8 protein-coding genes and 2 other RNA genes are annotated in these 10,884 nt (G+C 48.4%); 6 read left to right on the top strand and 4 right to left on the bottom strand.

What is annotated here, in order from left to right; genetic code table 11:
• The first annotated feature begins 3 nt into the window (after nucleotides 1–3).
• Nucleotides 4–546, top strand: a complete 543-nt coding sequence (gene pyrR / locus RMO79_RS14360; protein ID WP_310483858.1) for a bifunctional pyr operon transcriptional regulator/uracil phosphoribosyltransferase PyrR — start codon at nucleotides 4–6, stop codon at nucleotides 544–546.
• A 73-nt stretch (nucleotides 547–619) separates the two neighbouring features.
• Here the strand turns inward: pyrR and RMO79_RS14355 are convergent, their stop codons facing one another.
• The 3 genes from RMO79_RS14355 to RMO79_RS14345 all read right to left on the bottom strand — a co-directional run bounded on the left by RMO79_RS14355 (nucleotide 620) and on the right by RMO79_RS14345 (nucleotide 2,002).
• Entirely contained in the window at nucleotides 620–922 is a 303-nt protein-coding gene (locus tag RMO79_RS14355) for a YggT family protein (protein WP_310483857.1), read from the bottom strand.
• Between the two features lie 91 nt (nucleotides 923–1,013).
• Nucleotides 1,014–1,829, bottom strand: a complete 816-nt coding sequence (locus tag RMO79_RS14350; protein ID WP_310483856.1) for a carbon-nitrogen hydrolase family protein — start codon at nucleotides 1,827–1,829, stop codon at nucleotides 1,014–1,016.
• A 77-nt stretch (nucleotides 1,830–1,906) separates the two neighbouring features.
• On the bottom strand, nucleotides 1,907–2,002 hold the full coding sequence (locus RMO79_RS14345; RefSeq protein WP_310483855.1) for a cytochrome b6-f complex subunit PetL: 96 nt from the start codon (nucleotides 2,000–2,002) through the stop codon (nucleotides 1,907–1,909).
• A gap of 170 nt (nucleotides 2,003–2,172) precedes the next feature.
• Between RMO79_RS14345 and aroB the strand changes: the two genes are divergently transcribed.
• Both aroB and RMO79_RS14335 read left to right on the top strand, forming a co-directional pair.
• The gene (aroB, locus tag RMO79_RS14340; protein ID WP_310483854.1) at nucleotides 2,173–3,303 is read left to right on the top strand and encodes a 3-dehydroquinate synthase; all 1,131 of its coding nucleotides are present in this window, start codon (nucleotides 2,173–2,175) and stop codon (nucleotides 3,301–3,303) included.
• Nucleotides 3,304–3,450: 147 nt separating this feature from the next.
• Nucleotides 3,451–7,278, top strand: a complete 3,828-nt coding sequence (locus RMO79_RS14335) for a CHASE2 domain-containing protein (RefSeq protein WP_310483853.1) — start codon at nucleotides 3,451–3,453, stop codon at nucleotides 7,276–7,278.
• A gap of 353 nt (nucleotides 7,279–7,631) precedes the next feature.
• On the opposite strand, the gene RMO79_RS14330 is transcribed toward RMO79_RS14335, so the two are convergent.
• Complete coding sequence (locus tag RMO79_RS14330) at nucleotides 7,632–9,554, bottom strand: heavy metal translocating P-type ATPase (RefSeq protein ID WP_310483852.1); 1,923 nt, start codon at nucleotides 9,552–9,554, stop codon at nucleotides 7,632–7,634.
• 111 nt (nucleotides 9,555–9,665) lie between these two features.
• On the opposite strand from RMO79_RS14330, the gene ffs (RMO79_RS14325) reads away from it, so the two are divergent.
• The 3 genes from ffs (RMO79_RS14325) to RMO79_RS14315 all read left to right on the top strand — a co-directional run bounded on the left by ffs (RMO79_RS14325) (nucleotide 9,666) and on the right by RMO79_RS14315 (nucleotide 10,489).
• Nucleotides 9,666–9,760: signal recognition particle sRNA small type (ffs, locus tag RMO79_RS14325), an RNA gene on the top strand.
• Nucleotides 9,761–9,848: 88 nt separating this feature from the next.
• Nucleotides 9,849–9,945, top strand: an RNA gene (gene ffs / locus RMO79_RS14320) — signal recognition particle sRNA small type.
• A 145-nt stretch (nucleotides 9,946–10,090) separates the two neighbouring features.
• Nucleotides 10,091–10,489 carry a hypothetical protein gene (locus RMO79_RS14315; RefSeq protein WP_310483850.1) on the top strand — a complete coding sequence of 133 codons (399 nt, stop codon included), beginning with the start codon at nucleotides 10,091–10,093 and terminating at the stop codon, nucleotides 10,487–10,489.
• The last annotated feature ends 395 nt before the right edge of the window (nucleotides 10,490–10,884 follow it).

The raw sequence follows: 10,884 nt of genomic DNA, 5'->3' as shown, positions 1-10,884 counted from the left end.
CTCATGTCAAGTTCTATTGTTGAAATCTTATCGGCTGATGAAATCCGCAGAACGATCGTGAGATTGGCTTCAGAAATTGACGAACGCTGTCGGGATTTGTCGCAGATTGTATTAGTAGGCATTCAAACCAAAGGTGTTCCGCTAGCAAAAATGTTAGCCAAACAAATCGAAATATTAGAAGGGGTAAAGATTCCCGTGGCGACTCTAGATATTACTTTTTACCGCGACGATCTCGATTCGATCGCCGTGCGAACTCCAGGTAAAACCAATATTCCGGTAGACTTGAATGGTAAGACGGTTATCTTAGTAGATGATGTTATCTATCAGGGTCGCACCATCCGCGCTGCACTCAACGCAGTTAATGAGTATGGTAGACCCAAACATATTTTACTCGCAGTTTTAGTCGATCGCGGTCATCGGCAAGTACCAATTCATCCAGATTTTTGCGGGAAGAAATTGCCCACCGCTCGCGAGGAAAAAGTTAAGGTTTATTTTCAAGAACCCGACGGGCGGGACGCTGTAGAATTAATTCGCGCAACTAGTTAGCAACTCCTCGTCATCGTTACAACCAGATCGTTACTTTTTCCCCAGTCTCCTTTGTCCCCCAGTCTCCCCGCTCCTATCTAATTAACATTGAAATCAAACCTTGTTGTCCGACTAAAATTTCTCGAATCAAACTGATAATTCCCACCCAGACAATTGGCGTAATATCGACTCCACCAATGGGGGGAATTAGTTTGCGAGAAGGGGCTAAAAATGGCTCTGTCGGTGCGATAACCAGGCTAAATGGCATTTTTTGACTCTCAACCTGCGGATACCACGTCAGCACGATCCGGAAGATAAATAAGACTGTCATAATTACCAAAATAATAGTGACACCAATATTGAGGATATTAAGTAACTGAAGATTATTTGCACTCATAGTTGGGAGGGGGGAGCGGGGCGATGGGAGAGTAAGAAGTAAGGACTAGGAAGATTAAAACTCTAATCTCACTATCGACTATCCACTAAATCTAGGCAAAAACTCGATGTTGGAGCGAGGGCATTTGAGCGCGGGCGCGGGCGAGACGCTTGGGATCGATTTCGGCGATCGCGATACCGGGAAGGTCGCCAGCATCGGCTAGAATGACTCCCCAAGGGCCGATAATCATCGCATGTCCGTGAGTTTGGCGCATGGCGTAGTGGTTGCCAGTTTGAGCGGGAGCGATGACGTAGCAGGTATTTTCGATCGCGCGAGCTTGCAGTAAAACTTGCCAGTGATCTTTACCAGTGTAGGCGGTAAATGCTGCCGGGACGAATAAAACATCCGCGCCTAATTTAGAGAGATGGCGATACAATTCTGGAAAGCGGACATCGTAGCAGACAGATAAGCCAATCCCGCCTAATTGGGGCGAGTGGTAGACATCGGGGAGTTTCATGCCTGCCATGACGGTGCTAGATTCCTGATAGGTGTTGCCATCAGGGAGATCCACATCAAATAAATGTGCCTTCTCGTATCTACTGAGTTCTTCACCGCTGGGGCCGACTAACAGTGCGGTATTATAAACCTTACCCCGATCGCCGACTGGGACGGGAAAACCACCACCCACGATCGTGACTTGATACTTTTGGGCGGTGGTTTTGAGGAATTTTTCAGTTTGAGTCGCGATCGAATCAGCTTGAGCGATCTTATCTTCCTCAGTCCCCAAAAAAGCAAAATTTTCTGGCAACCCGATTAACTCAGCACCTCGACGAACGGCTAATTCGATTAGTTCTTCAGCCGTAGCGAGATTTTTAGCCAGATCCGGCAGGCTCGTCATTTGAACGGCAGCAGCAAGGTAGGATTTCATGAGTGAGGAAAATAGTGAGGTGAGTGAATGTGATGATGTGGGTATAGACTAGCCACTGCTGACTAGTCGCCGTTGCTTTAGATGATTTTGGTAAATTTCAGTCCAAAGAACAGACCCATCGCAATGCCGAACATGATACCGATAAAACCGAGATAAGCGATCGCGCCAGACATATATTTACTTATTTTTAGGTTACGTACATACTATTAAATCATTGACTGGAGTTTAGAGGGTAGAGGAGACTAGATTCTCGTGCCATAACGCCAAAAAGCTCTGCTAAAGAAGGCGCGGTATCTTTGCTCTGGACATCTACAATCTAAATATACGTTCAAACTTACCGCTCATGGAATCGATTCAAGTCGCGCTAGCTGAAAACGCCTACGAAATCTCGATCGCGCCGGGAAATCTCGATCGGCTGGGGGCAAAATGTCGGGATCTGAAACTTGGCAATAAAGTGATGGTGGTTTCTAACCCCACCGTGTTTGCACTCTACGGACAACGGACGATTTCCGCACTCCAACAAGCCGACTTTGAAGTATCCTACTGCGAACTTCCCGACGGCGAACGTTATAAAACGCTCGACTCGATCGCCCACATCTACGATCTCGCCCTGGAGCATGGGCTAGAACGCTCCTCAACCCTGGTTGCTTTGGGCGGGGGGGTGATTGGAGATATGACTGGGTTTGCAGCCGCTACATGGCTGCGGGGCATTGCCGTGGTGCAGGTACCGACGACTTTACTCGCAATGGTCGATTCGTCGATTGGGGGTAAAACTGGTGTCAACCATCCCCATGGCAAAAATCTGATCGGTGCGTTTCATCAGCCGCGTTTGGTGCTAACCGATCCCGATGTGCTGGTTACTTTGCCCGCGCGCGAATTTCGAGCGGGAATGGCCGAAGCAATTAAGTATGCCATTATCGGCGACCCCGAATTATTCGATTTGCTCGAACGCGCCGATGGACTCCAGCAAAACCAGATCGACCCCGAATTGCTAGCTACTATTCTAACGCGATCGGCTCGTGCTAAAGCCGAAGTAGTGAGCAAAGACGAGCACGAACTGACAGGATTGCGCGCGACCCTAAATTACGGTCATACGATCGGACACGCGATCGAAAACGTGACAGAATATACAATAAATCATGGCGAAGCTGTAGCACTTGGCATGTCCGCCGCCGGACAAATTGCCGTCAAACTGCAACTGTGGACGCAACAAGAAGCACAGCGTCAGGATCGGGTTATTCATAAAGCAGATTTAGCGATCGAACTACCACCAGCTATCGATTTAGAGCAAATTGTCAAAACGCTCAAATCTGATAAAAAAGTTAAGGCAGGCAAGGGTGTATTCATCCTACCCAGTAAAATTGGTAGTACTCGCACGATCGCTTATGAAGTGTTAAATCCGACTGAAGATCTGGTGTCGGATGCGCTAATTAAGCAGGTTTTAACAGCTATGTTGCCGATTGCAAGTAGTTAGATTCCAGTTATTGTTAATTTTAATTAGGATAAAGTGCGATTGGGCAAAGCCCACACTGTGCCTAACGGCAGGCTGGTGCCAACGCGAACGAGTTAAGTCTTCACCGCTAATATCAGCCACCATCTACTGAATCTACCGCCACGGATTTTGAACTATCTCACTCGCTTGACTAATCTTTCCGCGCACATCCCAGAACACCTGCGATCTGTATGGCGGTGGTTTCCTGGGCCAATTGCCGCAGCGGTCGCAATTGGCTTGGTACAACTAAGTGCGACGGCACCAGCCGAAGATTTTGCTTATAATCGACTGACCGAATTGCGAGGAGAACGGGCTTGGGACGATCGGATCGTGGTGGTAGAAATTGATGATGAAAGTATCGATAAATTTAGAGATTTACCAAATAATCGATCGTACTATGCCAAGCTAGTTAAAATTCTAACTAAGTACAATGCTAGTACGATCGCCTTCGAGCAGGTTTTTAACGATATCACACCCAATGACAATGAGTTTATTAAAGCAATTAATAACCATAAAGCGGTAATTCTCGCTCAAAGTTGGGATCGCAGAAATAATCCGATCGTCCCGACGCGGCGATTGAAAGCCGCTGCTCCCGCAGTCGGTCATATCGATGTCATTAAAAGTTACGATGGCGTAGTTAGGCAGATTCCATCTTATAAAAATCGGGTTTATTCACTCGCGTGGATGGCGGTAGAAGGGCACAATCTCAGCAACGATCCCGAAATCAAACGTCCGCCGAATGAGGGGAAGTTCTGGATTAATTGGCCGGGTAAAGTTGCCAGATCCAATCATTATACTTTCAGTTCGATTTTAGATCCTCAAACCGATCGCGAACAGCAACGACAGGAAAAAGGATTTAATAACAAAATCGTCTTAGTTGGCATTACGGGTAGTAATGCCAAGCGGATCGAAACACCATTCGATCGATCTGAAGGAGCGGCGAGTATTTATCTTCATGCCGCAGTGGTAGATAATTTGCTCCAACGCACACAATTACAACTTATCCCCGATAGCTGGCTGTTGCTAGTATTTTTCGGCATCAGTCCGCTGTTGAGTTATCAGCTCAGTCGGCTCACCCACGGTCAGCGATTGTTGGCATTATTAGGATTGAGTAGTAGTTGGATCGCGATCGTCACAGTCGCTTTAGCCAACAATTATTGGCTGCCAGTTGCCGCACCGCTAACGCTGATTTTACTCACTTCTGTCGGTGTCGCTTATTGCGAACGGCTCTATACAGATTATTTGGTCAAGCGCGAAATCGACAGGCTGTGGCAAACCCATCAAATCAATTTGGTCGCGCACACACCGCGCCCTGGCGACCGCCAACTTTTGCCACCGATTCCAGTTGGTAAAGTTGCCAAATTAGCGACCCTAGCGGCTGAATTAGGCCGCGCCCAATCTGCCCAAACTGCGATCGCCAACAGCTTATCGATGGGCTTATTAGCAACAGAATTAGACGGCACAGTGTGGTTTTGTAATTCAGTCGCATCGCAATTATTAAATGTTAATATCGGCGATAAAATCGCTCACTGCTTAGTACCAAGCTGGTTTAGCGATCGCGAGTGGCAAGATCGGTTAGTCGATCTGCATAATTACCAAAGTCTACCTGCCAAAGAAGTCAAGCACAATGATAAATTTTTTACGCTGAGATTGGAAGCACTATTCAATTGGCAAGAGATTCAAAGAGAGATTATCGATGGCAAGAAAATGAAAGATATTGCCGTCGTCTCTGGATTTCTAATCGCGATCGAAGATATCACCACCTCGAAGCAACTTCAGTCATTATTAATCGAGCGCGAACGGCACTCTCGTCAAGAGTTAACTAAAGAAAATATCGCCCTCGAAAAAGCCCGTCAACTCGCCGAATCTGCGGGCAAAATGAAGAGCGCGTTCTTGGCAAACATGAGCCACGAAATTCGGACACCGATGAATGGCATTATCAGTTTTACCGAAATTTTATTAGATACTAAACTCAATGAAGAACAGCGCAGCTTTGTCGAAACAATTCGCGGTAGCTCGGATAACTTATTAAATATCATCAACGAAATTCTCGACTTTTCTAAAATCGAAGCCGGAGAACTGCACCTTGAAGAAATTAACTTCAATCTCGTCGAAACAGTCGAACAAACCATCGACGTGCTCGCTAATAATGCCTACTCCAAAGGCATCGAATTAAGCTGTCGGATCGAACCGACGATCGCCAAAAACTTACAAGGCGATCCGACTAGATTAGGTCAAATTTTAACCAACCTGATCGGGAATGCCATCAAATTTACCGATCGCGGCGGTGTCTCGATCGATATTAGCGCGATTGCCACCACCGATCGGCAAATCACCCTCTACTTCCAAGTTCAAGATACAGGCATCGGCATCGCGCCAGACAGTCAAGACAAAATTTTTCAATCCTTCTCGCAGGCTGATTCCTCCACCACGCGCCAATATGGCGGTACCGGATTGGGATTGGCAATTTCCAAACGCTTAATCGAAATGATGGGCGGCGAAATTGGCGTAATCAGTGCGCCCTCCGCAGGTTCGATCTTTTGGTTTACCCTGACTTGCTCCTGCGCCAGCCTCACCCCAGAAGTCAGCGACGAATTGCGACAGTCGCGCCAACTCGCCGAAAGCCTAGACGGACAACGCTTGCTCATTGCTGGCAATTGGGATCACAGCCGTCATGCCATTTGTTCTGCGGCTGAATATTATGGCGCGATCGCTACCACCACGACAACTAGCACCGCAGCCATGAATCTGCTCCTAGCTGCTGCTGTCGTGGGCAAACCTTTTCAGACCCTCATTACCGATTTAACCTTCCCCGACAGCCGCAATAGCACCCTCCCAGAGCAGATCGGGCACTATCCAGAACTGGCAAATTTGCGGATAATTACCACGATCGCCTTTCATGAATACGATCGTGCCTCCCAGCTTCAAAAACGCGGCGCGATTTCTAGCTACGCCTTCAAGCCAGCCAAGCCGACGAGCTTACTCGGTAAATGTATCGAGTCTGGGGAACCCATCGCTCTACCCCACAAAGCCTTTGAGTATATTACCGATCCCAAACCACCCCAGCCGCAGATCGCTACTACAGCAGCCAGCTCACACCTGCGAATTTTGGTAGCCGAAGATAATAAAGTCAATCAAAAAGTCGCCCTCAACCAGCTCAAAAACTTAGGTTACATTGCCGATCTCGCCTGCGATGGCGAAGAAGTGCTCGCTAAAATTGCCGATCGAGACTACGATGTAATTCTAATGGATTGCCACATGCCGCGCCTCGATGGTTATGCGGCGACTAAAGAAATTCGGATTCGCGAAGGCAAACTACGTCATACGGCGATCGTCGCCCTCACCGCCAGCGCGATGAAAGAAGATCGCGAATTGGCAATGTTAGCCGGGATGGATGACTTTTTATCTAAACCCGTTCGTAAAGACGAACTAGCGGCTAAACTCGCTCAGTGGACACCATCGCCTAGCAGCAACGATTCGATCGTCACTATCGATGTAGAAGATCCCAGTCAGTCGCTCTCTAGCAGTAACGATCCGCCAGAGGCGATGCTCAACGGGAGAGGCTACGCGAACGAAATCGCCCCGATTCCCAAATTATCGATAGATCTGGAATATCTGCATCGAATCTCCGAAGGCGATCCCGAATTCGAGCGGAAGATCCTGCAAGTTTTTGTCGAAAATACTCAAGAGCAACTCCGACTGATTCATATTGCGATCGCCAATGGCGATATCGCCAAAATTGAAAGTCTCCTCCATACGATTAAAGGAGCCAGCGCAAATGTCGGTGCTGTGGCGATCGAGCAACTAGCAATTCAACTAGATAAAATGCTGGCGATCGACAATTACAATCCGCAAAATTTATCCGCTCAAACAAATATCTATCCTCTCCTTCACGAGATTGAATATCTCACCCAAGCCATCTCCCAAATGCACGAGCCACAAATTCATCTGGGGTAGATGGGAGCGGGGCGACGGGGAGCGAAAAGTGCGTTCTTGGGGCGCGAAGCTCTAGGGGGGAAGCTTCCCAAGCGAGCTTTTCGGGGGAAGCTTCCCCCGAAAACGTCGCGCCCCAAAACGTCGCTTGTTCCCCCTGTCTTGTCTTGTCGTTTTCTTATTCGGGGGTAACCCCCTAATAAAAACGCCGCTGTCTCGCCTTTTTTGACGGGGAACCCGTCCAAAGGCGAGCCGCAAGTAAAGCACCTTTTCAAGAGAGACGGGGAGAGAAAACTTGGAACGTATTTCCAGCATTCAATCACAGATGCTATCTAATAACCCATATCTCTCAACTCCCAGATCCCATCTCCCATCTCCTACCTTAATAAGCGCAAACCGCTTAATGTGACTAATACCGTCGAGCCTTCGTGCCCGAAAACGCCCAACGGCATATCGATTTCGCCCAGAAAATTGCTGACTAATAACAGCAAAATACAAGCGAGAGCGAAGGTAATATTTTGGTTGATAATCCGTTGAGTGCGCCTGCCTAATTCGATCGCGCGATCTAACTTATCGAGCGATTCGCTCATTAACACCACATCGGCGGTTTCCAGAGCCACATCGCTACCAGAACCGCCCATTGCAATCCCGACTGTTGCCGCTGCTAGCGCGGGTGCGTCGTTAATGCCATCGCCTACCATCGCTACGTGCTGATATTGTGACTGTAATTGCGCGACGATATTTACCTTATCTTCTGGTAATAATTCTGCATGTACCTGCGTAATTCCCAATTGCTGCGCGATCGCCTGCGCGCTTTCGGCTCCATCGCCAGTGAGAATAATTTGGGCGATGCCCAGTCGGTTCAACCTGTTGACTAATGCTACGGCTTCTGGGCGAAGGGTATCTGCTAAGGCGATCGCCCCTACCAATTCATCTTCAATTGCCACCCAGACGATCGTCTTCCCCGCAGCGGCTAAATCGGCGATGGTGGCTTGGTGCGTATTAATTTCGGCTCGAACTGCATCCGACATCAACCGCGCCTTCCCGACGAAAATTGCCCGCTCTCCGAGCGTGCCCTTAATTCCGACTCCTGGCACGGCGGTAATTTCGGTGGCGGTATTAACTGCCAAATTTTGCTCCCTGACTGCGGTGGCGATCGCGCGTCCGATCGGATGTTCGGAGCTGTTTTCGATCGCGGCGGCTAGTTGTAAAATCGCTTGCGGATCGTGGATGCTGCCCACTGGGATAACTTCGACGACGGCTAATTTCCCCGTCGTCAGCGTACCAGTTTTATCGAAAGCAACTGCCTTAATTTGCCCGATCGCTTCGAGCGTATTGCCACCTTTAAATAAAATCCCCTGTCTGGCACCATTAGCAATTCCCGATAGTAATGTTGGCATAATCGCCGCCATTAACGCACAGGGCGAGGCTACCACCAAAAAAATTAGCGCGCGATAAATCGTCGTTTCCCAGCTCCACTGCCATAAAAATGGTGGCAAAGTGGCGAGTAAGATCCCAAAAATAACGATCGCCTTAGCATAACCCCGCTCGAATTTTTCGATAAAGGCTTGAGAAGCGGGGGTGGCGGTTTGAGCCTGTTGTACTAATGTAATAATCCGCTGAATCAGACGGCTGGCTGGCGGCTGATGAACTTCGAGCGTCAGGGCACCATTCCCATTAATCGTACCACCAAAGACTTCATCGCCGATCTCGGTGGCTACTGGCAGCGATTCCCCCGTAATTGCCGATCGATCGATACTACTCGCGCCAGCAATAACGATCGCATCAGTCGGAATTAATTCCCCCGGTTTCACTAATAAAATATCTCCAACTTGCAGCCGATCGATCGGCGTTTCGCGCTCCATCCCACCCACGATCGCCCGCGCTACATCTGGCGTTAAACTCATGAGACTGCGGATGCTCCGTTCCGTACGCGCCATTGCATAACCTTCTAAGGCTCCGCTAATCGCAAAAATCAAAATTAACACCGCACCATCGATAATTAACTCATATTTTTGTTGCCACCAGCCCAACCCCGCCGCACCCAGAGCCGCTACAATCATCAGCAGATCGACATCTAGCTCCCGCTCCTCCCACAACGTCGTCAACCCCTCGATCGCGCTGCCATAGCCGCCGACGAGATACGCCAGCAACAGCAAACACAATCCGACGATCTGCCCAGCCGAAAATTGCAATGCCAGCCACCCGATCGCCAATAGCAGCGCACACCCGCCTGCGGCAACAGTTTCACGATGATTTTTCAGTAGATCCAAGCGCAAAAATCCAGCGGTGCGGCTCATAAAATAATTGGGAAACTTAGCATTGACATTATATTCGGCGATCGGGAACTGGCAAGATTTTCCACCGATCGTATTGACACTGCACCAAATTAAATGTTATGAATTTAGACAGATTCGGATCCATGCGGTCGTAACGCCTAAACCTTGTCAGGACGGAAGTAGCAGCAACATCGGATGCTTGCAACAGGCGTGGTCTCCGAATTCCAAAGTATTTTATTAAATATCGATCCCATCTGTGGGAAAGTTTTCCGAAATAGCTCGATCGCGCTAACGATCCTGTGTTATAGTAAGAAAGACTCGGCCCTACGCGGTCGTAACGCCCAAACCTTGTCAGGACTGGAAGGTAGCAGCAACATGGGATGCTTATTACAGGCGTGGTCTCCGGGTCATAACAGTATTTTTTCACAACCGATCGCCATATCCTCTCTACACGATATCGGCAACCCGTACCACTCAAACCCTAGCCATCGATTCGTGCGAACGTCTATCATAAAGACGAGACCGATCGACAATAATTACTACATCGCAGGTTAACTATGGCTGGTTTAGGAGATATCGTCCAAAAAGCATTTTATCTTGGAGTCGGTCTAGCGACAGCGGCTGGAGAACAAGCGGGTGAAAAGTTTTCCTCGATCGGCTCCCAGGCGCAAAAGTTAGCCGATGATATGGTTGCCAAAGGTGAAATTACCACCGAAGAAGCGCGCAAATTGGTGGATGAAATGATTAAATCCGCCCAACAACAGAATTTAAACCAAGCTCCGAACGACACGAACGCTACCGAACGAGCTAAAAAAACTACCGAACCGCGCCAGATCGAAATTGTTTCCGATGCAGAAGCCCCCTCCTCGCCATCCCAATCTCCCGAACAGATAAGCGACATGCGGAAGCAAGTAGAAGCCTTGCAAGAAGAGCTAAAACGGATGAAAAATTCCTAAATTTTTATCGATGCGATCGATAAGAGCTTACATTAGGTAGGGGCAATGTCTTGTCGGTTTTTTTATTCGGAGGTTCCCTCCGAATAAAACCGCCACTTCATGAATTGCCCCTACCTAATTTTCGGGAAATTTTTCCAGATTGTGCATTTCAGCAATCTTATTATTTTTAACCGCAGCGATTTGCGCTCGTCGGGTTCCCCGACGAGCGCAAATCAAGACAGAGGCGCAGAGAGTATAGAGGAAGTAGCATTCAAGCAGGATCGGTTTCTACTATTTGACAGCAGCGGAAATCTCTCGATCGCCAGATAACAAACATCAACAAATCGTCAATACTGAAGAACGATCGCATCATCCAAAAGTAATCATTAATCCCCGATGAAGTTAGTTTCCGATCC

The organism is Chamaesiphon sp. VAR_48_metabat_403, assembly GCF_031422475.1.
In the GTDB taxonomy this organism is placed as follows: domain Bacteria; phylum Cyanobacteriota; class Cyanobacteriia; order Cyanobacteriales; family Chamaesiphonaceae; genus Chamaesiphon.
Note: the sequence above shows the minus strand (reverse complement) of the source record. Positions and strands in the feature narration are given on the sequence as shown.

What these genes read in the sequence shown, in the direction of transcription:
- RMO79_RS14350 (WP_310483856.1), bottom strand. Translation starts at nt 1,829, where the DNA reads ATGAAATCCTACCTTGCTGCTGCCGTTCAAATGACGAGCCTGCCGGAT.
- RMO79_RS14355 (WP_310483857.1), bottom strand. Translation starts at nt 922, where the DNA reads ATGAGTGCAAATAATCTTCAGTTACTTAATATCCTCAATATTGGTGTC.
- RMO79_RS14315 (WP_310483850.1), top strand. Translation starts at nt 10,091, where the DNA reads ATGGCTGGTTTAGGAGATATCGTCCAAAAAGCATTTTATCTTGGAGTC.
- RMO79_RS14330 (WP_310483852.1), bottom strand. Translation starts at nt 9,554, where the DNA reads ATGAGCCGCACCGCTGGATTTTTGCGCTTGGATCTACTGAAAAATCAT.
- pyrR (WP_310483858.1), top strand. Translation starts at nt 4, where the DNA reads ATGTCAAGTTCTATTGTTGAAATCTTATCGGCTGATGAAATCCGCAGA.
- aroB (WP_310483854.1), top strand. Translation starts at nt 2,173, where the DNA reads ATGGAATCGATTCAAGTCGCGCTAGCTGAAAACGCCTACGAAATCTCG.
- RMO79_RS14345 (WP_310483855.1), bottom strand. Translation starts at nt 2,002, where the DNA reads ATGTCTGGCGCGATCGCTTATCTCGGTTTTATCGGTATCATGTTCGGC.